Origin of the sequence: Massilia agrisoli (assembly GCF_020831365.1) — a bacterium.
In the GTDB taxonomy this organism is placed as follows: domain Bacteria; phylum Pseudomonadota; class Gammaproteobacteria; order Burkholderiales; family Burkholderiaceae_D; genus Telluria_A; species Telluria_A agrisoli.
Map to the genome: position 1 here is coordinate 617,756 of NZ_JAJHPV010000013.1, position 23,006 is coordinate 640,761.

Consider the following 23,006-nt stretch of genomic DNA (forward strand, 5'->3'; position numbering starts at 1 on the left):
GGCTGCAATGGCGATCCGTTATGGCTGTTTCTTCAGTTATGCCCATGGCCGCTATGAGTTGATGAACCGGTTCAAGACTGCCTTGTCGGATGCGATCCGCTGCTATCTCGAACCCTACTTCGACAATGAGAACGAGCTGTTCATCGATACCGAGCAGCTGGGCGGGGGCGACGACATCGACCGCCGCATCGCGCGCGCCATGTGCGAGAGCGTGGCGATGATCATGATTTATACGCCGAAGTACGAATCGCATGCCTACACGCGGCGCGAATTTGCCGCCATGCAGCTGCTGGAGCAGGAGCGCAGCAAGTGGTACGAGCTGCCGAGCCGGCTGATCATTCCGGTCATCATGACCAAGCACCCCGGCCACCTGCCGCCCCAGGTGGCCGAGTCGAACATGTATGTCGACTTTTCGAACTTCACGATGGCCACCGGCGACTTGATGGCCAACCCGGAATTTCTCCCCGACATAAAGAAAATCGTGGATCGCATTGCCATGCACTACGAGTATCAAAAAAAGCATATGCCGGCGAGCCATAATTGCAACCAATTTGTGCTCCCCGATGTCCCACCTGCATGGCGCGACATTCCGGATATAACTTTCCCAAAAATATGAGGAGCACTAATGGAACTCAACCGAATTACGCTTCCGCCGATAACCGCTCCCGGCGAGGTGACCACGTTTTATTCCTTCGAGAGCGGAACGGCGCGCAGCGTTGCGCTGTCGAACATGGCCGTACTGCTGGCGGGGCGCCAGAACGCCGCAGTGCCCGTGCTGATGATCGATTGGGATACTGAATCGCCCGGACTGCACCATTTTTTCGACCAGCGCGAAGAAAAGCTGGGTTTGCTCGAATATTTCCAGGCCTGCCGTGACCACCTGCGCCTGCTGGCCGGCACCAGCGGCGCCGACGATGAAGCGCTGGCCCGCCATGTGCTTGAATCGATCGACTGGGAACTGTATGTCGAGCGGGTCGACGAAAGCCGGCCGCTGTACCTGATGCGCGCCGGGCGGTTCGACGACAGCTATGGCGAACGCGCCCACGCGATGGACTGGGACAGCCTGTTTGCCGCCTGCCCGGCCTTGTTCCGTACCTTCGGCGACTTCATGGCCAGCAAGTTCCGCCATGTGCTGATCGATGCGCGCAGCGGCCGCTCGGCCGCCGTCAGCATCTGCACCGCGCTGCTGCCGCGCAAGCTGGTCGGCTTGTTTACCCCCAACCAGCGCAGCCTCGAAGGATTGGCCGGCGTGGTCAACCGCGCCATCGAGTACCGCTGCAGCCACGAGGAAGCGCAGCGCCCGCTGATGGTGTATCCGCTGCCGGCGCTGGTCGACAGTGCCGACTGCGAGCGCCGCGTGCAATGGCGCCGCGGCGATCCGGTGCGCGGCACCACCGGCTACCAGCCGGTGCTCGAGCGGCTGCTGGCGCAGTCGTACGGCCTGTCGCAGCTCTCGCTCGACAGCTACCTGGACGAGATCCAGCTGCAGCAAACGGCCGCCATGTCGGGCGGCGCGCCGCTGTCGCACACCCGCGGCCACGGCGCCGACCGCTTCTCGCTGGAGCGCACCTTCGAGACCTTGCTCGGATGGATGGAGCACGACCGTTTCCCGTGGCAGTCGCGCAGCGAAATCGAACTGCTGCGCACGATCTCGGCGGCGCGTGCGCAAGCCGGCGACAACTTGTCCGGCCCGTCCTTGCTGCCGCTGGCGCGCGACCTCGCGGGCCTGGGCGACCTGTACCGTGACAACGGCCGCGAAGTGGAGGCCAGTACCTGTTTCCACGAAAGCCTGTCGATCCGCCAGCGCATGCTGGGCAACGACCATCCGGACACGCGCTCGGGCTGCGCCAAGCTGGCCGCGCTGATGCGCGATTCCGGCAAGCTCGATGACGCCCGCGAGCTCTACGAGCTGCTGGTGCGCGACTGCAGCCGGCTGCTCGGCGAGGCCGACCCGGAAACGCTGGCCGCCCGCTCGGGCCTCGCCGCCACCCTGGCCCAGCTGGGCGAGTTCGCGCAGGCGCTCGACCTGCACGCGGGCATCACGCGCACCTGCGAAGACCGTTTCGGCAACGACCATATCCTGACCCTCAACAGCTATGCCGGGCAGGCGCAGACCCTGGCGCGCCAGCGCGAGTTCAGCCGTGCGCGCATGCTGTATGAACTGGTGCTCGACGGCCGCCAGCGGCTGCTGGGCAACGAGCACGGGGACACCTTGCGCTGCGCCCAGCAACTGGCCATCGTGCTGTCCGACCTGGGCGATATGGCCAACGCCAAAAAGCTCCAGCAGGGCGTGGTCGCCGCGCGGGAACGCCATGCCGGGCCGGACCATCCGGCCACGGTGCTGGCGCGCGAAACGCTGGCCGAAATCCTGGCCGGGCTGGGCGATATCCCGGCGGTGCGGGCGCTGCAGGAAGAACTGGCCCGCACCCGCGAGCGCAACCTTGGTTCCGAGCACCCGGAAACCCTCAGCATCCAGCTGAGCCTGGCCACCACCCTGGGCATGCAGGGCGAGCTCGACGCGGCCTGCGTGCTCCAGCAGCGCGTGGTCGAAACCCAGGAGCGCATGTACGGGGCCGACAGTCCCCAGACCTTGTACAGCAAAAAGATGCTGGCCAAAACACTCAGCGAGCAGGGGCACACCCTGGACGCGCGCCGGCTGGAGGAAGCGGTGGCCCATCCGGCCGACCGCCAGCTGGCGCCGCGCGGCATGGTGTCCGGTCCGCATGAGTCGCATGGGCTGCTGCATTACGCCCCGGCCGGACCGCAGGAGCGCGACAGTGCCGGTCAGCACCTGATGCAGTCGCTGGATGAAAAGCTGGAGCAGCTGCAGCAGCTGATCGACAGCCGCAGCGACGGCGAGGCGCGCGAGCTGGCCGACAGCCTGCGCAAGTCGGTGCTGCGGCCCAGCGTCGCCCATCCGCTCAGGAAGCGCGGGGTGGCGATGATCCGCAAGGTCTACACGCGCGACGGCGACAAGGACGCCTTGCTGTCGTTCGTGCAAGATGAAGTGGCCTTGCTGGACGCCCACCTGAACCAGGCTGCCGGGGGGAGGGCGGTGGCTGCCGAGTAAGTGTTGGGAGGCAACGGAAATGTTGTAGCTGAACGAACGACAGAACCGTTGCTTCAGGTAAAATCGCGGGATGCGAATTCTAATCAGTAACGACGACGGCTATCTCGCCCCCGGTATCAATGCACTGGCCGATGCGCTCGCATCGGTTGCCGATATTGTGGTGGTGGCGCCCGACAGCAACCGCTCGGGCGCGTCCAACTCGCTGTCCCTCGACCGTCCGCTGTCGGTGACGCGGGCCGCCAACGGATTCTATTTCGTCAACGGCACGCCGACCGACTGCGTGCACATCGCGCTGACCGGCATGCTCGACTACCGGCCCGACCTGATTGTCTCTGGCATCAACAACGGCCAGAACATGGGCGACGACACGCTGTATTCCGGCACCGTCGCCGCCGCGACGGAAGGCTTCCTGTTCGGCATCCCGGCCATCGCCTTCTCGCAGGTTGAATACGGCTGGGCCCATATCGATTCGGCCGCCAGGGTCGCGCGCGACCTGGTGCTGCGCCGCTTCGACGAGTTGCCGTCGCCCTATCTACTGAACGTCAACATCCCGAATTTGCCCTATGAGCAGCTGACCACGATCGCGGCGACCCGCCTCGGGCGCCGCCACCAGGCCGAACCAGTGATCCGCGCGCACGATCCGCGCGGGCGCGAGATCTTCTGGATCGGGCCGCCTGGCGCCACCCGCGACGCCGGCGAGGGCACCGACTTCCACGCGACCACCCAGGGGCAGGTCTCGATCACGCCCTTGCAAATCGACCTCACCCACAAGCTCCAGCTCGATTTGCTGGCCAAGGGACTTGCATGAACGATAAGCGCAGCAATTTCCCTTTGCCACTGTCTTCCGTCACGGGCGGCAACGCCAAGCCGGGCAGCCTGCCGGCAAGCCAGCCGATCCGCGTGGCGACGCCGCAGACGGCAACCCGCAATGCTGCGCACACCGCCGTGCAGGGGGCGTTCTCGCCGTCGCCTTCACCTGCACGGTCGGCCGGCGCCGCGGCCCAGGGTTTCGGCCAGCGCCTGCAGCCGGTTCCCGCCAGCGCCCCGCGCGCCGACATGATGATTTCCGACGCCATCCGCAACCAGATGGTGCAGCGGGTCGCGCGCCAGGGCGTGCAGGACCAGCTGGTGCTGGGCGCGCTCAACACGGTGCCGCGCCACGGCTTTATCGAGCCGGCGCTGTCGGCCCAGGCGTACATCGACGCCTCGCTGCCGATCGGCCACCACCAGACAATTTCCCAACCGTACATCGTTGCGCGCATGATCGAAGTGATGCGCAATGGTGGACAACTGAACAACGTGCTGGAAATCGGCACCGGCTGCGGCTACCAGGCCGCGGTACTGTCCTGCGTGGCGCGCAATGTGTACTCGATCGAGCGCATCAAGCCACTGCATGAGCTCGCCAAGTCCAATTTGCGGCCATTGCGCATAGCAAACCTGCGCTTGCACTACGGAGATGGTATGCTTGGCCTGCCGCAGGCTGCCCCGTTCGACGGTATCATCCTCGCGGCTGCCGGTCTTGCAGTGCCTCAGGCGCTGCTTGAGCAACTGTCAATCGGCGGACGCCTGGTTGCCCCGGTGGGCGCGCAGGTCCAGCACCTGCAACTGATTACCCGCACTGGCAAGGCAGAATGGACCAGCGAGACGCTGGAAGCGTGCCACTTCGTGCCGCTGCGCCCAGGCGTCGTCTGACCTGATGCCATGATTGTCGACCTACAGAATATGAGAATGAAACAAAAAACCCACTATATACTGCTGTCCATCACCATCGGGCTGCTTTCCGCCTGTACCAGCACCACCCGCAAGGCCCCGGTAGTCGAACGCACCCCGCCTGCCCAGGTTCGCCCGGCAGCGCCCGCGCCCCAGCCAGTCAAGGAAGACCGTAACTACTACACCGTCCAGAAGGGCGACACCCTGCTGGGCATTGCGCTCGATTTCGGCCAGAACTACCGCGACCTGGTCGTATGGAACAACCTGAAGGACCCGAACGACATCAAGTACGGCCAGGTGCTGCGCGTCTCGCTGCCTGCGCAGCTGGCGCAGGCCGCGCCGGCCGCAACGCCCGAACCGCGCCAGCCGGCAGCGCCGCGCAAGAGCGCGCCGCGCGCCGACAAGCGCCCGTACACCGAGACCGCCATGGCCGACGCGCAAAAGAGCGAAGGCGGCAATGGCCGCGCCGAGCAGAAGCCTGTGGAGCGTCCCGAACCGGCCGCGCCGATCGCCGCGGCTCCAGCGCCGGCACCGGCGCCGGCCACGCCTGTCATCGTGCCGGGCGCCACCGTCACCGCCACCGACGACGAAAAGCTGTCGTGGATGTGGCCGTCGGACGGCCGCATCGTCGCCACTTTCGATGAAGGCAAGAACAAGGGCATCGACATCGCAGGCCGCGCGGGCCAGCACGTCATGGCTGCCGGCGCGGGAAAGGTAATGTATGCTGGCAGCGGCATCCGCGGATATGGTAATCTCGTCATTGTTAAGCATAGCAACAGCCTGCTGTCCGCCTACGCCCACAACCGCAGCATCGTGGTCAAGGAAGGCCAGAACGTGAACAAGGGCCAGGTCATCGCCGAAATGGGCGATTCCGACGCCGACTCGGTGAAGCTGCACTTCGAGATCCGCCAGCAAGGTAAGCCGGTCGACCCCTCGAAGTTCTTGCCGATCCGCTAAACACTCCTGACGGAGAGTAGCCAATGTCCCACTCGCCGCGCCAACTTGAAGACGACCCCTCGCCGGATGATTTCCCGGACGAGGCGATGGACGACGACGAGGAGGGCGGCGAGCCCTCCGCCATCCCCGGCGAAGCGGGCGTGGTGATCGAAACCGTCGACGAACTCAAGAAGGTGCTGGCCGCCGAGCTGTCCACCGACACCACCCAGCACTACCTGAACCAGATCGGCACCCGGGCGCTGCTGACCGCTCCCCAGGAAGTCCATTTCGCCACCCTGGCCAAGGCTGGCGACTTCGAGGCGCGCCAGGCGATGATCGAGCACAACCTGCGGCTGGTGGTGTCGATCGCCAAGCACTACATCAACCGCGGCGTGGTGCTGCTCGACATGATCGAGGAAGGCAACATTGGCCTGATGCGCGCGATCGACAAGTTCGAGCCGGAGCGCGGCTTCCGCTTTTCCACCTACGCCACCTGGTGGATCCGCCAGAGCATCGAGCGCGCCATCATGAACCAGGCCCGCACGGTGCGCCTGCCGGTGCACATGGTGCGCGAACTGAACCAGATCCTGCGCGCCAAGTACCACCTCGAAGCCCAGCACCACGACGGCAAGGACGCCACCGCCGAGGACATCGCCCACCTGGTCGGGCGCCCGGTCGAGGAAGTGCAGGACATCCTGGCGCTGTCCGAACACGCCACCTCGCTCGACGCCCCGCTCGACAACGATCCCCAGTCCAGCCTGATGGACATGCTGCCCGGCGACGCCGACGACAGCCCCGACTCGCGCGCCGAACACCATGAAATGACGGTGCTGGTGCGCGACTGGCTGAGCCGGCTGCCGGACAAGCAGCGCATCGTGATCATGCGCCGTTTCGGGCTCGACAACGACGACCCGGCCACCCTGGAAACCCTGGCCGAGGAGATGGGCGTGACGCGCGAGCGGGTGCGCCAGATCCAGCAGGAAGCGCTGGTCAAGCTGAAGCGGGCCATGGCCGCCCGTGGCGTCGTGCGCGATTCCTTGCTATGATGCGCACCGGCTAAGTCGCCCGGCAGGCGCGTCATTCCCGTGCAAACGGGAATCCATGCATCGGTAGCTCAGTCATGCAATCGCTTCCGGGTTAATCATCAGCCTGACCGGTTCCCGCCTTCGCGGGAACGACGTTCGGGGTGTGGGCGCCCCTGGCTGCGACAACAACCCCATTTTTCTTCCCCATCGCTATGCAAGACAAGATCATCGACATCAAATCCTTCGACATGGACGCGCGCGGCGTCGGCCACCTCGACAATGAGGACGGCTCGCCAGGCAAGGTGATCTTTGTCGAAGGCGCGTTGCCGGGCGAGCGGGTCAGCTTCGAGACCACCAAGAAAAAGAAAAACTGGGAAGCCGGGCGCATGACCGTGCTGCACCGCGAGTCGTCGATGCGGGTCAAGCCGCGCTGCCCGCACTTCGGTGTCTGCGGCGGCTGCTCGATGCAGCACCTGGAGCCGTCGGCCCAGGTCGCCGTCAAGCAGCGCGTGCTGGAAGATAACCTGTGGCACATCAGCAAGGTCAAGGCCGGCACCATCATGCGCCCGATGTACGGCCCGACCTGGGGCTACCGCTATCGCGCGCGCCTGTCGGCGCGCTATGTGGCCAAGCGCGAAACGGTGCTGGTCGGATTCAACGAGCGCGGCTCGGGGTTTGTTGCCGACATCACCGAGTGCCATGTGCTGCCGCCCCATGTGTCGGACATGCTGGTGCCGATGCGCGAGCTGATCGGGGCCATGTCGATCTACAACAAGGTGCCGCAGATCGAAGTGGCGATCGGCGAAGACCTCACCGCCATGGTGATGCGTAACATGGAGGCCCTGAGCGCGCAGGATGAAGCCCTGATGAAGGCTTTTGCCGACAAATGGAATATCCAGTGGTGGCTGCAGCCGGGCGGGCCGGACACGGCCGCGCCGTTTTACCCGGTCGGCAAGGAGCTGTACTACAGCCTGCCTGAGTTCAATGTCCGGATGCCGTTCAAGCCGACCGACTTCACCCAGGTCAACCACCACATCAACCGGGTGCTGGTGCACAAGGCCTTGCTGTTGCTGGAAGTGCAGCCGGACGAGCGCGTGGCCGACCTGTTCTGCGGCCTCGGCAACTTTACCCTGCCGCTGGCGACCCAGGCGCGCGAGGTGGTCGGCATCGAGGGCAGCACGGCCCTGACCGAGCGCGCGCTCGCCAACGCCCGCGCCAACGGCTTGTCGGAAAAGACCTCTTTCTTCACGCGCAACCTGTTCGACGTGACCACGGCAGACCTGGTCGCCCTCGGCCGTTTTGACCGCATGCTGATCGACCCGCCGCGCGACGGCGCCGCCGCTTTGTCGGCCGCGCTTGCCGGCCTGCGCGCCAGCCACCCGGAAATGATGCCCAAGCGCATAGTCTACGTCTCGTGCAGCCCGTCGACGCTGGCGCGCGATGCCGGCGTGCTGGTGCACGAGGCCGGTTATGTGCTGAGCAAGGCCGGCGTGGTCAACATGTTCCCGCACACGTCGCACGTGGAATCGATGGCGGTGTTCGACCTGGCCTGATGTCGCTGAACATGCGCGCGGCACGCCGCGCAGCTATCCTTTATACTCAAACAACTTGAAGAGTAGAAAAGGTTCTGTCTGATGCGCGAAGATATTGCACCGATGCCAGCTTTCCTGACCGGGGGCGGCCAGACTGGTGCATTGATGCGCTCGCTCGACTGGTCGCGCTCGGCCCTCGGTCCGCCCGCGCACTGGCCGCAATCGCTCTCCGCGGTGGTCGGCCTGATGCTCAACACCTCGTTCCCGATGTTTGTCGCCTGGGGGCCGCAGCTGAGCTTCCTGTACAACGACGCTTACGTCGAAGTGCTCGGCGGCAAGCACCCGGACGCGATGGGACGGCCCTTCCACGACATCTGGTCCGAGATCTGGGACGACATCTATCCGATCATCGAACTGGCGATGGCGGGGCAATCGACCTACCACAAGAACCTGCCGCTGGCGATGCTGCGCAAGGGCTTCCTGGAGCAGACCTGGTTCACCTTCTCGTACGCGCCGATGCGCGACGAGGCCGGCAACGTGTCCGGCGTGTACTGCGCCTGTACCGAAACCACCGAGCAGGTGCTGGCCGAAACCCACCGCCTCCACGAACTCGACCGCTTGCGCCAGTTGTTCTACCAGGCGCCCGGCATCATCGCCGTCCTGCGCGACGCCAACCATGTCTTCGAGATCGCCAATGAAGCCTACCTTGAGCTGATCGGCGAGCGCGGCGACATCATCGGCAAGCCGGCGCGCGAGGTACTGCCCGACGTCGAAGGGCAGGTGTTCTTCGACCTGCTCGACCGGGTGTACGCGAGCGGCGAACCGTTCATCGGCCGTGAAATACCGATCATGCTCAAGCGCTCGTCCGACGGCGCCGTCGAGCAGCGCTACCTCAATTTTGTGTACCAGCCCACCCGCGACCACCTGGGCCAGGTGTCGGGCATCTTTGTCGAGGGCAGCGACGTGACCGACGCCGTGCTGGCCAACCGCGCGCTGCGCGAGAACGAGCAACGCCTGCGCGACCTCGCCAACACCATCCCGCACATGGCCTGGATGGCCGATGCCGGCGGCCAGTTGCACTGGTACAACGACCGCTGGTTCGACTACACCGGCTCGACGCCCGAGCAGCTGGAAGAGGGCCGCTGGCTCGACTTCATCCACCCGGACGACCGGGCGCTGCTGGTGGCCGAACGGGCCCGCGGCCACGCCAGCGGCGAGCCCTACGAGGTCAAGGCGCGCATCCGCTCGGCCCAGGGCGAGTACCGCACCTACTTCATCCGCGCCGCGCCCTTGCACGACAGCACGGGCACCATCGTGCAATGGTTCGGCACCGACACCGACGTCACCGCCATCGAAACGGCGCAGAGCGAGCTGCGCGCGGCCAACCGGCGCAAGGACGAATTCCTGGCCATGCTGGCCCACGAGCTGCGCAATCCGCTGGCGCCGATCAGCACGGCCGCCGAACTGCTCAAGCTGACCGCGCTCGACGAGCACCGGGTGCGCCAGACCAGCAACATCATCGGGCGCCAGGTGGCGCACATGACCAAGCTGGTCGACGACCTGCTGGACGTCTCGCGCGTGACGCGCGGGCTGGTCACCTTGCAGGAAGAACCGCTGGTCGTGGGCAGCCTGGTGGCCGACGCGGTCGAACAGGTGCACTCGCTGCTGGAGGACAAGCACCATCACTTCACTATCGATGCACCGGGGGAAAGCCTGGGTATCCGGGGCGACCGTACCCGCCTGATCCAGGTGTTTTCGAACCTGCTCAACAACGCGGCCAAGTACACCCCGGCCAATGGCCGCATCACCTTGCGCCTGCGGGCGGTGGAAGGGCAGGCCGAGATCCGTGTCGAGGACAACGGCATTGGCATCGCGGCGCCGCTGTTGCCCTACATCTTCGACCTGTTCACCCAGGCCGAGCGCTCGCCCGACCGCTCGCAGGGCGGCCTGGGGCTGGGGCTGGCGCTGGTGAAGAGCCTGGTGGAGCTGCACGGCGGCGCGGTGTGGGCCGAAAGCGGCGGGCCCGGCAAGGGCAGCCGCTTCACCGTGCGCCTGCCGCTGGTGGATGCCTCCGCGGCCGATCCGGCGGCATCGGCGCGCCAGGGCCAGGCCGTGCCTGCGGGCGACGGCTTGCAGCTGATGGTGGTCGACGACAACCGGGATGCGGCGCAGACCCTGTCGATGCTGCTCGAAGCAGTCGGCCACCGGGTTGCCGTCTCCTATGACGCGTCTGAAGCAATTGACGAGGCGCAGCGCTGCCGTCCCGCGCTGCTGTTCCTCGACATCGGCCTGCCCGATATCGACGGCTACGCGCTGGCGCGCAAGCTGCGCGCGATGCCCGAGACGGCAGGGGCGATGCTGGTGGCGGTCACTGGCTACGGCCAGCCTGACGACAAGGCGCGCGCGCTGGCGGCGGGCTTCGACCGCCACCTGGTCAAGCCGGTGAGGATGGAAGAGGTGCTGGCGCTGGTCGACGAGGCCGCCGCGCGGCCGTAGTCCCAGGCGCCCCGGCGGTGCCGCAGCCAAAAAAAGGCTATGTCACCGTTAGGTATGGAATTGAGCACGTCGTGCCCGTCACTGGCGGACCCGACTTCCCGCGAAAGCGGGAACCCATACCATGTATTCGCTGGAGGTCGAATCGCTTTATTACTGATCGTCTTCAGTATGGGTTCCCGCGTGCGCGGGAACGACGAGGGTGTAGCGCTTCCACACTGAACGGTGATATAGCCAAAAAAAACCGGCCTAAGCCGGTTTTTTATTGCTTTTGCAACGATCAGTCGTTGTTGCCGCCCAGGCCCAGCAGGTGCAGCAGGGAGGTGAAGATGTTGTACACGTTCAGGTACAGCGCCAGGGTTGCGGTGACGTAGTTGGTTTCGCCGCCGTTGACGATGCGCTGCACGTCGTACAGGATGAAGGCGGAGAAGATGCCGATGACCATCACCGAAATCGCGATCGACAGCGCAGGCATGCCCAGGAAGATGTTGGCAACCGCAGCCAGCAGCACGACGATCACGCCGGCAGTCAGCCACTTGCCCATCATCGAGAAGTCACGCTTGCTGGTCGAGGCGATAGTCGCCATCACTGCCAGGATGGTGGCGGTGCCGCCAAACGCGGTCATGATCAGCTGGCCGCCGTTGGAGTAACCCAGGGTGCGGGTCAGCAACGGGGTCATCATCAGGCCCATGAAGAAGGTGAAGCCGAGCAAGAGTGCAACGCCGACGCCCGAGTTCTTGTTCTTTTCAATAGCCCAGAAGAAACCAAAAGCGATGGCCATAAAGATCATGAAGCCCATGAAGCCGCTGAAAATCGGTACCTGCAGCGAGACGCCGACGAAGGCGCCCAGCATGGTTGGGATCATCGACAGCGCCAGCAGCCAATAGGTGTTGCGCAGCACGCGGTTGCGAACCGCCTGGCCGCTTGCCGACATGTCGTAACTGTTATGCATCATTGGGGTCATAAGGCCTCCGGTCGTTGGATAAGGTAAAAATATGTGAACAGCATAGCACGGCTGTGCGAATCGGCGGACAATCGCCTTTGTGCAGCGCGCTTTTCCGGCGCCACTCTATCACTGCTGGGCCCGGCCGTGCAATATCCATCAAGTGGGGTGGAATATGGTAAAATCAAAGGTTGATTGAAGTCTTACAACGCATTATTAAACCTTTCTTTTTATTGGAGTTTTACATGGCAATCGAACGCACCCTCTCGATCATCAAACCAGACGCAGTCGCCAAGAACGTCATCGGCCAGATCTACACCCGTTTTGAAAACGCTGGCCTGAAGATCGTCGCCGCCCGCATGACCCAGCTGTCGCGCGAGCAGGCTGAAGGCTTCTACGCAGCCCACAAGGAGCGCGGCTTCTTCAAGGACCTGGTTGACTTCATGGTGTCCGGCCCTGTCATGATCCAGGCCCTGGAAGGCGAAAACGCTGTCCTGGCACACCGCGACCTGATGGGCGCAACCGATCCAAAGAAAGCTGAAAAGGGCACCATCCGCGCCGATTTCGCCGATTCGATCGACGCTAACGCCGTGCACGGCTCGGACGCTGTTGAAGCTGCAAAAGTAGAAATCGCCTACTTCTTCCCAGAACTGAAGTAATTCGTAACAAGGGCTTTGCCTCGCCGTTCCCTGTCGCAGCACCACCCGCGCGCGGGAACGGTTTTTTGGAATAAATGAAAATGACGACACTCACCAACCTGCTGGACTTCGATCCCGCGCAACTCGTCGCTTATTGCGGCGAATTGGGTGAGAAGCCGTTCCGCGCCAAGCAATTGCAGCGCTGGATCCACCAGTTCGGCGCCAGCGACTTCGACAGCATGACCGACCTGGCCAAATCGCTGCGCGACAAGCTCAAGACGCGCGCCGAAATCCGCGCCCCTGGCATCATCAGCGACCATACCTCGACCGATGGCACCCGCAAGTGGCTGGTGGACGTGGGCAATGGCAATGCCGTGGAAACCGTGTTCATCCCGGAAGAAAACCGCGGCACCCTGTGCATCTCGACCCAGGCCGGCTGCGCCGTCAACTGCCGCTTCTGCTCGACCGGCAAACAGGGCTTCAACCGCAACCTGACCGTGGGCGAGATCATCGGCCAGCTGTGGATGGCCGAGTTCGAGCTGCGCAAGACCAAGGGCATCGAGCCCGGCCCGAAGGGCGAGCGCCAGATCACCAATGTGGTGATGATGGGCATGGGCGAGCCGCTGCTCAACTTTGAGCCGACCGCGACCGCGCTCAAGCTGATGCTCGACGACAACGCCTACGGCCTGTCGCGCCGCCGCGTGACCCTGTCGACCTCGGGCGTGGTGCCGATGATGGACAAGCTGTCGCAAGAAGTGCCGGTGGCGCTGGCGGTGTCGCTGCACGCGTCCAACGATGCGCTGCGCGACGGCCTGGTGCCCCTGAACAAAAAGTACCCGCTGCGCGAGCTGATGGCCGCGTGCAAGCGTTACCTCGAATTCGCCCCGCGCGACTTCGTCACCTTCGAATACTGCATGCTCGACGGCGTCAATGACACTGACGAGCACGCGCGCGAACTGGTGGCGCTGGTCAACGACCCGGTGGTCGGTGTGTCGTGCAAGTTCAACCTGATTCCGTTCAACCCGTTCCCGGAATCGGGCCTGCTGCGCTCGAAGAACCCGCGCATCAAGGCGTTTTCGGAGGTGCTGATGAATGCCGGCATCGTGACCACGATCCGCAAGACCCGCGGCGACGACATCGACGCCGCCTGCGGCCAGCTGGCCGGCGAAGTGCAGGACCGTACCCGCGTACAGCAACGGATGGAAAAAATGGCCGAATACCAGCAGAAGTTCGGGCCCAACTTCGGGCGTATCGTGGAGATTCCTTCTTGAAGCCGGCTGCGGCGCGGCAATGGCTGGCTCCGCTGGCGCTGTGTGCGGCCGCGGCCTTGTCCGCCTGCGCTGGCGGCAGCGGCAACCCGGCCATCACCAGCAGCGGCGACCTGAAGACCGCATCCGACCAGACCTTGGAAGAAAAGCGCGCCAATATCCGCCTGCAGCTGGCGATCGGTTACTACCAGGACCGCAAGTACGAAGTGGCGCTGGACGAAATCAAGAAGGCCATCGCGGCCGACCCCGATTCAGCCGACGCCCACGGCGTGCGCGCCCTGATCTATTCGGCGATGGGCGAAACCGCGCTGGCCGGCCAGAGCTTCCAGCGCGCGCTGCAACTGGCGCCGCGCAACCCGGAGCTGGCCAACAATTACGGCTCCTTCCTGTGCCAGAACGGCAAGGCGGAGCAGGGCATCGCGCTGTTTGAATCGGCGCTGAAGAACCCGGCCTACCAGTCGCCGGTCAACGCCTTGCTGAACGCCGGCTCGTGCAGCCTGCGCGCCGGCAAGCTCGACGCGGCGGAGCGCTATTTGCTCGAAGCGCTGCGTTACGACGCCGACCTGCCGGCCACCAATGGCAACCTGGCGCAAGTCTATTTCGAGCGGCACGACATCCAGCGTGCCGGATTTTTTCTAAACCGCCTGCGAGAAGCTGCGAAAATAGACACCCTCCCGGCTGAAACGCTGTGGCTTGCGATCCGCATCGACCGCAAGCTCGGCGACAAGTCGTCCGAGGCGAGCATGGTGGCGCAGTTGCGGCGCCGGTTCCCCGCGTCGCCAGAATATGCAGAATACCAGCGCGGTGCATTTAATGAGTGAGACAGGAAAAACAATGAGCGGAGAGTGGGTAGACCAGCCGGCGGCAGACAATCATGGTGTTCCGGGAAAAACCCTGGCCGCCGCGCGTGAAGCGATGGGTTGGTCGGTCGAGCAGATTGCCGACCAGTTGAAGATGGCCGTGCGCCAGGTAGTGGCGCTGGAAGCGGGCGACTACGCCGCGCTGCCGGGACCGGCCGTGGTGCGCGGTTTCGTACGCGCCTACGCCAAGGTGGTCCGCCTCGACCCGGCGCCGCTGGTGGCCCAGATCGCCCTCGATGCGCCAGAGGCGGGCATCGCCGGCAGCATCCGCCGCGAGCGCCCGGCGACGTTCTCGGAAGTGCGCTTCCCGAGCCACGGCAAGCGCAGCAAGCTGCCGCTGGTGCCGATCCTGGCGGTGCTGCTGGTGGCTGCCGCCGGCATCGGCGCATGGCAGCTGGGCCTGGTGCCTGGCAAACTGTTCGGCGCCGACGCGCCGGCTGGCGAAACCGCCGTGCTGACCCAGCCTGTTCCGGCCCTGTCGCCTTCGACCCCGCTGGTGCAGGACCCGTCGGTGCCGCTGATTTCGGTACCGCCGCCGGCCGCCGCAACCGATGCGGCGCCAGCCACGCCAGCCGTTGCCGGCCCGGTCCAGGGTGTCGGTACGCCGCCGCCAGCCGCGGTCGCCGCGCCGGCAACGCCTGCCGCCACCGTGGCTGCAGCCGGCGCCAATCCGCTGGTGCTCAACGTGCGCGAAGATTCATGGGTCGAAGTACGCGATGCCCAGGGCAAGGCGCTGGTGCGCCGCATGGTCAAGGCCGGCGAAACGGCCAGCGTCGAGATCTCCGGCCCATCCACAGTCATCGTCGGCAAGCCTGACGCCGTCACGGCCACCTTGCGCGGCGCGCCGATTGCGCTGCCGGCACTGCAGGGCAGCACCATTTCACGAGTCAAAGTTCAGTAAAACATGGCATTCTCGAATTCTGCAATTCCTTCCGGTCCAATGGCCCGCCGCGTCAGCCGCGCCGTGCTGGTATCGCACGGCGAGCGCAAGATCTGGGTCGGCGGCGACGCGCCCGTCGTCGTGCAGTCGATGACCAATACCGATACGGCAGACGTGATCGGCACCGCGATCCAGGTCAAGGAGCTGGCGCGCGCCGGTTCCGAAATGGTCCGCATCACGGTCGACAAGCCGGAAGCGGCGGCCGCCGTGCCGCTGATCCGCGAACAGCTCGACCGCATGGAAATCGACGTGCCGCTGGTGGGCGACTTCCACTACAACGGCCACACCCTGCTGCGCGACTTCCCCGAGTGCGCGCGCGCGCTGTCGAAGTACCGCATCAATCCGGGCAACGTGGGGCAGGGCGCCAAGCGCGACACCCAGTTTGCGCAGATGATCGAAGTGGCGGCACAGTACGACAAGCCGGTGCGCATCGGCGTCAACTGGGGCAGCCTCGACCAGTCGCTGCTGGCCCGCATCATGGATGAAAACGCCCAACGCGCCGAGCCGTGGAGCGCGCAGGCGGTGATGTACGAAGCCTTGATCACCTCCGCGATCGAGAACGCGGTGCGTGCCGAAGAACTGGGCCTGGGCCGCGACAAGATCATCTTGTCGTGCAAGGTCTCGGGCGTGCAGGACCTGATCGCGGTGTACCGCGAACTGGCGCGCCGCTGCGACTACCCGCTGCACCTCGGCCTGACCGAGGCGGGCATGGGCAGCAAGGGCATCGTGGCCTCGACGGCCGCGCTGTCGGTGCTGCTGCAGGAAGGCATCGGCGACACCATCCGTATTTCGCTGACCCCGGAACCGGGCGGCGACCGCACCAAGGAAATCGTGGTGGCGCAGGAGATCCTGCAGACCATGGGCCTGCGCAAATTCTCGCCGATGGTGATTGCCTGCCCTGGCTGCGGCCGCACCACCTCGACCACGTTCCAGGAACTGGCCGACAACATCCAGACCTACCTGCGCGAGCAGATGCCGGAGTGGAAAAAGACCTATCCGGGTGTCGAAGCGATGAACGTGGCCGTCATGGGCTGCATCGTCAATGGCCCGGGCGAATCGAAGCACGCCAACATCGGCATCAGCCTGCCGGGCACCGGCGAATCGCCGGCCGCGCCGGTCTTCGTCGACGGCCAGAAGTTTGCCACCCTGCGCGGCGAGCGCATCGTCGAGGAGTTCCAGCAAATTGTGCTCGATTATGTAAAGAAGAATTACGGTCGCGAGACCGCGGCATCAAGTTAAGTCGTCCTCGCGAATGCGGGGACCCATGCTGAGTATGGGTTCCCGCATCCGCGGGAACGACGTGAAAAATGATTGTGGAAGAATAAATGTCTAAACCCGAAAAACTTCTTGCCGTTAAGGGCATGAACGACATCCTGCCGGCCGACGCGCCGCTGTGGGAGCTGTTCGAGAACACCGCCCAGTCGGTCCTGCAAAGCTATGGCTTCCAGAAGATCGTCACCCCGATCGTCGAAGACACCGCGCTGTTCGCGCGCGCCATCGGCGCCGTGACCGATATCGTGGAAAAGGAAATGTACTCGTTCACCGATTCGATGAACGGCGACGCGCTGACCCTGCGCCCTGAAGGCACGGCCAGCGTGGTGCGCGCGGTAGTCGAGCACAACCTGGTCTACGAAGGCCCGAAGCGCCTGTGGTACAAGGGCCCGATGTTCCGCCACGAGCGTCCGCAGCGCGGCCGCTACCGCCAGTTCTTCCAGATCGGCGCTGAAGCGGTCGGCTTCACCGGCCCGGACATCGACGCCGAACTGATCATGCTGTGCCGCCGCCTGTGGGATGACCTGGGCCTGGAAAACATCCGCCTCGAGCTGAACTCGATCGGCGACGCGGCCGAGCGCAACCGCCACCGCGCCGACCTGATCGCCTATTTCGAAGCCAACGAGTCGCTGCTCGACGCCGAAGCCAAGCGCCGCCTGCACGCCAACCCGCTGCGCATCCTCGACACCAAGAACCCGGCGATGCAGGACCTGGTCAACAACGCGCCGAAGCTGCTCGACTACCTCGAAGGCGAATCGGTCGCCCACTTCGAAGGCGTCAAGCGCATCCTTGACGCCAACAACATCCAGTACACGGTCAACCCGCGCCTGGTGCGCGGCCTGGACTACTACAACCGCACCGTGTTCGAATGGGTTACCGACGAACTGGGCGCGCAGGGCACCGTGTGCGCCGGCGGCCGTTACGACCCGCTGATCGAAACCTTCGGCGGCAAGCCAACCCCTGCGGTCGGTTTCGCGATGGGCATCGAGCGCCTGGTCGAGCTGATGAAGCTGGCCGGCGAGCCTGCCGCGCCAGCGCTGTGCGACGTCTACATGGTGCACCAGGGCGAGGCGGCCCAGACCCAGGCATTCATTTTGGCCGAGCGCATTCGCGATGCCGGCCTCGATGTTGTGCTACATTGCGCCACTGCCGCGGGTGCGGGCAGCTTCAAGAGCCAGATGAAGAAGGCGGACGGCAGCGGCGCTGCGTTTGCGGTCATCATCGGCGAGGACGAACTGGCCAACGAAATGGCCGCCGTCAAGGCGCTGCGCGAAGGCGACGCGGACCAGCAGCAGGCATCCGTGCCGTTCCTGGAAGTGGTCGACTACCTGGTCGACCAGATCGTCGGCTGCGGCCACGACCACGATCACGACCACGTGCATTATCATCACTGATAAGCAGCGCTGATACCATTTTTGATCCACTCACTATACCTATAAACACATGGCATACGATCTCGAAGAACAAGAGCAGATAGCGTCGCTGAAGGCTTTCTGGAACAAGTTTGGCAACCTGATTACCTGGCTGGCGATCATCGTCCTGGGTAGCTACGCTGCGTATAACTACTGGAACTACTACCAGCGCAATACCGCTGCCGAAGCATCGGGCCTGTACGAAGAAATGCAGAAGTCGCTCGCCGCCAGGGACAACGCCAAGGTACAGCGCATCGCCGCCGATATCGAGTCGAAGTACGCGCGCAGCGCGTATGCGCAGATGAGCGCGCTGGCCGCGGCCAAGAGCGCCTTCGACGCCAACGACATGAAGACCGCCAAGGCGCGCCTGCAGTGGGTTGTCGAGCATGGCAGCGACGAGTACCAGTCGGTGGCGCGCCTGCGCCTGGCCGGCGTGCTGCTGGACGAAAAAGCGTACGATGAAGCGCTCAAGACCCTGGGCGGCGAAGTGCTGCCGCAGTTCGCTTCGGCTGTAGCCGACCGCAAGGGCGACGTACTGGTAGCGCAGAACAAGGTGGCCGAGGCGCGCAGCGCCTACCAGGCTGCACTCGACGCGATGGCAAAGAATGACCCGGCTCGCCAGCTGGTGCAGCTCAAGCTTGAAGCGATTGGCGGTACTGTAGCGACCCCGAAAGCGGCTGCGTAATTCCCGGTCCTGGCAGCCCGCGCGTGCCCTCTGCGGGTGCGCGCGGGCTTTGCGCCCTCTGGCGGCAATGAACAAAAAAGTACAAGGTATATGAATATGCGTATTACCCAGAAGCTTGTCGGTGCAGGTGTCCTGGCCCTGGTGGCCGGTTGTTCCACGCTCAATTCGATCAATCCTTTCGCTTCCAAGGCGAAGGGCAACCAGCCGGCGCCGCTGGTCGAGCTGAAAGGCTCGATGGCCGTGCGCACCGCATGGAAGCTCGACATCGGCAAGGCGCAGGACTTCGTCTTCACGCCCGCCATCGTCGGCAACACGGTGATCGCGGCCAGCGCCGACGGCGCCATCGCGCGCGTTGAATCGGCGACCGGCCGCCAGCTGTGGCGCGTCAAGTCCGAGACCCCGCTGACGGCGGGTGTGGGCTCGGACGGCAACATGCTGGTGTTCGGCGGCCACAAGGGCACCGTGCTGGCATTCGACATGGACGGCAAGGCGATGTGGAAGTACCAGGCATCGTCCGAAGTACTGTCCTCGCCAGTGGTAGGGCAGGGCGTGGTGGTGGTGCGCTCGATCGACAACCGCATCGTCGGCCTGGACGCCAGGAGCGGCGAGCAGAAATGGACAGTCCAGCGCACCTCGCCGCCGCTTACCCTGCGCAATGCGCCGGGCATGATCGTGGTGGACAAGGACGTCATCATCGCCCAGCCGGGCGGCAAACTGATTTCGCTGGTGCTGGCGACCGGCGCGCCGCGCTGGGAAGTGGCGGTCGGCGAGGCGCGCGGCGCCACCGAACTGGAACGCGTGACCGACATCGGCGGCACGCCGGTGCTGTTCGAAGGCCAGGTATGCGCCGCCGCGTACCAGGGCCGCGTGGGCTGCTTCGACGCCGCCACCGGCCAGGCGCGCTGGAACAAGGAACTGTCGTCTGAGGTGGGCGTGTCGGTTGACCAGCGCTTCGTGTTCGCCGTCGACGACAAGGGCGCGGTATCGGCCTTCGACCGCGAAAGCGGCGCCAGCGTCTGGAAGAACGACAAGCTCGGCTACCGCCGCCTGTCCACGCCGATCTCCTACGGCCGCGCCGTGGCGGTGGGCGACTACCAGGGTTACATCCACTTCCTGTCGCGGGAAGATGGCAGCTTTTTAGCACGTGCCGCAACTGACGGAAGCCCGGTGATCTCGGTTCCCCAGGTCGCAGGCTCGAATCTGATTTTTCAAACACAATCTGGGACCGTGACCGCAATCGCGGTCGAATAAAATGAAGCCGGTAATAGCACTAGTTGGTCGACCCAACGTCGGGAAATCGACCTTATTCAATCGCCTCACCCGCTCGCGCGATGCGCTGGTAGCGGACCTGCCAGGCCTGACGCGCGACCGCCACTACGGCGAAGGCCGCGTCGGCGAGCGTCCGTTCCTGGTCATCGACACCGGCGGTTTCGAGCCCGTAGCCAAGGAAGGCATCGTCCATCAAATGGCGCTGCAGACCAAGCAGGCCGTGGCCGAAGCCGACGTCGTGGTGTTCATCGTCGACGGCCGCCAGGGACTGACGCCGCACGACAAGACCATCACCGACTTCCTGCGCAAGTCTGGCCGCAAGGTCATGCTGGTGGTGAACAAGGCCGAGGGCATGAAGTACACCTCCGTGGTGGCCGACTTTTATGAACTCGGCATGGGCGACCCGTACGTGATCTCCGCCGCCCACGGCGACGGCGTGGCCGACCTGGTCGAAGAAGCCATCGACGCGGCGTTTGCGCAGCGTCCGGCCGACCAGGAAGAACTCGAGCCGGCCGAACGCGGCATCAAGATCGCCATCGTGGGCCGCCCGAACGTGGGCAAGTCGACCCTGGTGAACACCCTGATCGGCGAGCAGCGGGTGATCGCGTTCGACATGCCGGGCACCACCCGCGACTCGATCGAGATTCCGTTCGAGCGCGAGGGCAGGCACTACACCCTGATCGACACGGCCGGCATCCGCCGCCGCGGCAAGGTGTTTGAGGCGATCGAGAAGTTCTCGGTCGTGAAAACTTTGCAGTCGATCTCGGAAGCCCACGTGGTTATCCTGCTGCTCGACGCGCAGCAGGACATCTCGGAGCAGGACGCCCACATCGCGGGCTTCATCCTGGAGTCGGGCCGCGCGCTGGTGGTCGCCGTCAACAAGTGGGACGGCCTGCAGTCGAGCGACCGCGACGAGATCAAGATCGACCTCGACCGCAAGCTGGACTTCCTGTCGTTCGCCAAGATGCACTTTATCTCGGCGCTGAAGGCCACCGGCATCGGCCCGCTGATGAAGTCCGTGGACGCCGCCTATGCCGCCGCCACCGCCGACCTGTCGACGCCGCGCCTGACCCGCGCCCTGATCGAGGCGGTCGAGAAGCAGGAGCCGAAGCGCAAGGGATCGACCCGTCCGAAGATGCGCTACGCGCACCAGGGCGGCCAGAATCCGCCGATCATCGTCATCCACGGCAATTCGCTGGAAGCGATCACCGAGCCGTACAAGCGTTACCTGGAAAAGCATTTCCGCGACACATTCAACCTGGTGGGCACCCCGCTGCGGATTGAATTGCGTACCGGAAAGAATCCTTTTGCCCGAACGCAGAAATAACGCCGGTCGTCCGACACAAACTGGCAAAACCGTTTACAGTAGCTTGGAGACATCATTCGCTTTTTTATAGAATGGTGTCTCTTGAAAAAAGCGCTAGGCGCCTCCAATTCTTTACTACAACAACACACGGAGCTTTTATGAGCAACAAAGGGCAATTGTTACAAGACCCATTCCTCAATGCATTGCGCAAAGAGCACGTCCCAGTCTCGATCTACCTGGTCAACGGGATCAAGCTGCAAGGCCACATCGAGTCGTTCGACCAGTACGTCGTACTGCTGCGTAACACGGTCACCCAGATGGTCTACAAGCATGCAATTTCCACCGTCGTACCGGCACGCGCTGTCAACCTCAACCTTGACTCCGAAGCTGAATAAGCAGATGGGCGAAACGCCTGTCTCGCGCCGCGCCGACCTCTGCCCGGGTACCCAATGCGCGCGGCCTTAGTCGGCGTCGACTTCGGCGCTGGCGATTTCGACGCCAGCCTCGAAGAATTGGCGCTGCTCGCCCATTCGGCGGGCGCCGAGCCGATCACGACCATCACCGCCAAGCGATCCAGCCCTGACTCCGCCTACTTCATCGGCAGCGGCAAGGCCGACGAAGTGGCGCAGGCCTGCGTGGCCGAGCAGGTCGAAATCGTCATCTTCAATCACGCGCTGTCGCCTGCCCAGCAGCGCAACCTCGAAAAGCGCCTGAACGTCCGGGTGCTCGACCGCACCAGCCTGATCCTCGACATCTTCGCGCAACGCGCCCAGAGCCACGAGGGTAAGCTGCAGGTCGAACTGGCCCAGCTCCAGCACCTGTCCACGCGCCTGATTCGCGGCTGGACCCACCTTGAACGCCAGAAGGGCGGTATCGGCCTGCGCGGCCCGGGTGAGACCCAGCTCGAGACCGACCGCCGCCTGATCGGCGAGCGCGTCAAGGCCCTGCGCGCGCGCCTGGCCAAGCTGCGCAAGCAGCACGAGACCCAGCGCCGTTCGCGCGGGCGCACCGGCACCTTCTCGGTGTCCTTGGTCGGCTACACCAACGCCGGCAAGTCGACCTTGTTCAACGCGATGACCAAGGCGGGCGTGTATGTCGCGAACCAGCTGTTCGCCACGCTGGACACGACCTCGCGCCGCGTCTACCTGGGCGAAGAAGTGGGCAATGTCGTCATCTCCGACACGGTCGGCTTCGTACGCGAGCTGCCGCACCAGCTGGTGGCCGCGTTCCGCGCCACGCTTGAAGAAACCATCCACGCCGACCTGCTGCTGCACGTGGTCGACGGCGCCAGCCCGGTGCGGATGGAACAGATTGAACAGGTCAACCTGGTGCTGAAAGAAATCGGCGCCGACCATATTCCCCAGATCCTGGTCTGGAACAAGATCGATGCAGCCAGGCTTGAGCCTGCGGTCGAGCGTGATGAATATGGTAAGATCAGCCGCGTTTTTATCAGCGCCAGAAGCGGCGCGGGCCTGGATTTGCTGCGCGACGCGATCGTCGAATCAGCCAAGTCTGCGCCAGGTCTGACCTATCAATATGCAAACAAAGAGCAGGACGATGCCGGACCTGAGATGCCTGACGCCGAAACGGCCGACGGCCCTCAATCCGAAAGTATTCTAACCTCCACCAACGTCGGACCACGATAGC

20 protein-coding genes are annotated in these 23,006 nt (G+C 64.4%); 19 read left to right on the forward strand and 1 reads right to left on the reverse strand.

All coding sequences use genetic code 11. From position 1 onward, the window contains the following. The first annotated feature begins 7 nt into the window (after positions 1-7). From LMJ30_RS11775 to LMJ30_RS11810, 8 genes are all read left to right on the forward strand, one after another. Positions 8-616 (forward strand): toll/interleukin-1 receptor domain-containing protein, encoded by a 609-nt coding sequence (locus LMJ30_RS11775; protein ID WP_229432535.1) that lies wholly within the window; start codon positions 8-10, stop codon positions 614-616. A gap of 9 nt (positions 617-625) precedes the next feature. Continuing rightward, positions 626-3,070: a tetratricopeptide repeat protein gene (locus tag LMJ30_RS11780; protein WP_229432536.1), complete on the forward strand. Its 2,445-nt coding sequence runs from the start codon at positions 626-628 to the stop codon at positions 3,068-3,070. Between the two features lie 70 nt (positions 3,071-3,140). Next, positions 3,141-3,878: a 5'/3'-nucleotidase SurE gene (surE, locus tag LMJ30_RS11785; RefSeq protein ID WP_229432537.1), complete on the forward strand. Its 738-nt coding sequence runs from the start codon at positions 3,141-3,143 to the stop codon at positions 3,876-3,878. Next, positions 3,875-4,762, forward strand: coding sequence for a protein-L-isoaspartate(D-aspartate) O-methyltransferase (locus tag LMJ30_RS11790; RefSeq protein WP_229432538.1), 888 nt, complete (start codon positions 3,875-3,877; stop codon positions 4,760-4,762). Before surE ends, LMJ30_RS11790 begins: the two co-directional genes overlap by 4 nt. A gap of 36 nt (positions 4,763-4,798) precedes the next feature. Next, entirely contained in the window at positions 4,799-5,737 is a 939-nt protein-coding gene (locus LMJ30_RS11795) for a peptidoglycan DD-metalloendopeptidase family protein (protein ID WP_229432539.1), read from the forward strand. A gap of 86 nt (positions 5,738-5,823) precedes the next feature. Next, positions 5,824-6,762 carry an RNA polymerase sigma factor RpoS gene (gene rpoS, locus LMJ30_RS11800; RefSeq protein ID WP_371873016.1) on the forward strand — a complete coding sequence of 313 codons (939 nt, stop codon included), beginning with the start codon at positions 5,824-5,826 and terminating at the stop codon, positions 6,760-6,762. Between the two features lie 191 nt (positions 6,763-6,953). Continuing rightward, positions 6,954-8,294 (forward strand): 23S rRNA (uracil(1939)-C(5))-methyltransferase RlmD, encoded by a 1,341-nt coding sequence (gene rlmD, locus LMJ30_RS11805; RefSeq protein WP_229432541.1) that lies wholly within the window; start codon positions 6,954-6,956, stop codon positions 8,292-8,294. Between the two features lie 81 nt (positions 8,295-8,375). Beyond that, positions 8,376-10,769: a hybrid sensor histidine kinase/response regulator gene (locus LMJ30_RS11810; protein WP_229432542.1), complete on the forward strand. Its 2,394-nt coding sequence runs from the start codon at positions 8,376-8,378 to the stop codon at positions 10,767-10,769. 277 nt (positions 10,770-11,046) lie between these two features. Here the strand turns inward: LMJ30_RS11810 and LMJ30_RS11815 are convergent, their stop codons facing one another. After that, positions 11,047-11,730 (reverse strand): Bax inhibitor-1/YccA family protein, encoded by a 684-nt coding sequence (locus LMJ30_RS11815; protein WP_371873001.1) that lies wholly within the window; start codon positions 11,728-11,730, stop codon positions 11,047-11,049. 224 nt (positions 11,731-11,954) lie between these two features. On the opposite strand from LMJ30_RS11815, the gene ndk reads away from it, so the two are divergent. From ndk to hflX, 11 genes are all read left to right on the forward strand, one after another. Beyond that, on the forward strand, positions 11,955-12,368 hold the full coding sequence (gene ndk / locus LMJ30_RS11820; RefSeq protein ID WP_229432543.1) for a nucleoside-diphosphate kinase: 414 nt from the start codon (positions 11,955-11,957) through the stop codon (positions 12,366-12,368). Positions 12,369-12,448: 80 nt separating this feature from the next. Next, positions 12,449-13,618, forward strand: a complete 1,170-nt coding sequence (gene rlmN / locus LMJ30_RS11825; RefSeq protein ID WP_229432544.1) for a dual-specificity RNA methyltransferase RlmN — start codon at positions 12,449-12,451, stop codon at positions 13,616-13,618. Beyond that, the gene (gene pilW / locus LMJ30_RS11830) at positions 13,615-14,436 is read left to right on the forward strand and encodes a type IV pilus biogenesis/stability protein PilW (protein ID WP_229432545.1); all 822 of its coding nucleotides are present in this window, start codon (positions 13,615-13,617) and stop codon (positions 14,434-14,436) included. The genes rlmN and pilW overlap by 4 nt, the downstream gene beginning before the upstream one ends. A 13-nt stretch (positions 14,437-14,449) precedes the next feature. Then, the gene (locus LMJ30_RS11835) at positions 14,450-15,376 is read left to right on the forward strand and encodes a helix-turn-helix domain-containing protein (protein ID WP_229432546.1); all 927 of its coding nucleotides are present in this window, start codon (positions 14,450-14,452) and stop codon (positions 15,374-15,376) included. Positions 15,377-15,379: 3 nt separating this feature from the next. Next, entirely contained in the window at positions 15,380-16,654 is a 1,275-nt protein-coding gene (ispG, locus tag LMJ30_RS11840; protein WP_229432547.1) for a flavodoxin-dependent (E)-4-hydroxy-3-methylbut-2-enyl-diphosphate synthase, read from the forward strand. An 86-nt stretch (positions 16,655-16,740) separates the two neighbouring features. Next, positions 16,741-18,081: a histidine--tRNA ligase gene (hisS, locus tag LMJ30_RS11845; protein WP_229432548.1), complete on the forward strand. Its 1,341-nt coding sequence runs from the start codon at positions 16,741-16,743 to the stop codon at positions 18,079-18,081. 49 nt (positions 18,082-18,130) lie between these two features. Continuing rightward, the gene (locus LMJ30_RS11850) at positions 18,131-18,784 is read left to right on the forward strand and encodes a YfgM family protein (protein ID WP_229432549.1); all 654 of its coding nucleotides are present in this window, start codon (positions 18,131-18,133) and stop codon (positions 18,782-18,784) included. A gap of 96 nt (positions 18,785-18,880) precedes the next feature. Further along, positions 18,881-20,035, forward strand: coding sequence for an outer membrane protein assembly factor BamB (gene bamB, locus LMJ30_RS11855; protein WP_229432550.1), 1,155 nt, complete (start codon positions 18,881-18,883; stop codon positions 20,033-20,035). A 1-nt stretch (position 20,036) separates the two neighbouring features. After that, positions 20,037-21,380 carry a ribosome biogenesis GTPase Der gene (gene der, locus LMJ30_RS11860; protein ID WP_229432551.1) on the forward strand — a complete coding sequence of 448 codons (1,344 nt, stop codon included), beginning with the start codon at positions 20,037-20,039 and terminating at the stop codon, positions 21,378-21,380. Positions 21,381-21,517: 137 nt separating this feature from the next. Beyond that, the gene (gene hfq, locus LMJ30_RS11865) at positions 21,518-21,754 is read left to right on the forward strand and encodes an RNA chaperone Hfq (RefSeq protein WP_026354376.1); all 237 of its coding nucleotides are present in this window, start codon (positions 21,518-21,520) and stop codon (positions 21,752-21,754) included. Between the two features lie 54 nt (positions 21,755-21,808). Then, positions 21,809-23,005: a GTPase HflX gene (gene hflX, locus LMJ30_RS11870; protein WP_229432552.1), complete on the forward strand. Its 1,197-nt coding sequence runs from the start codon at positions 21,809-21,811 to the stop codon at positions 23,003-23,005. Position 23,006: the final 1 nt, after the last annotated feature.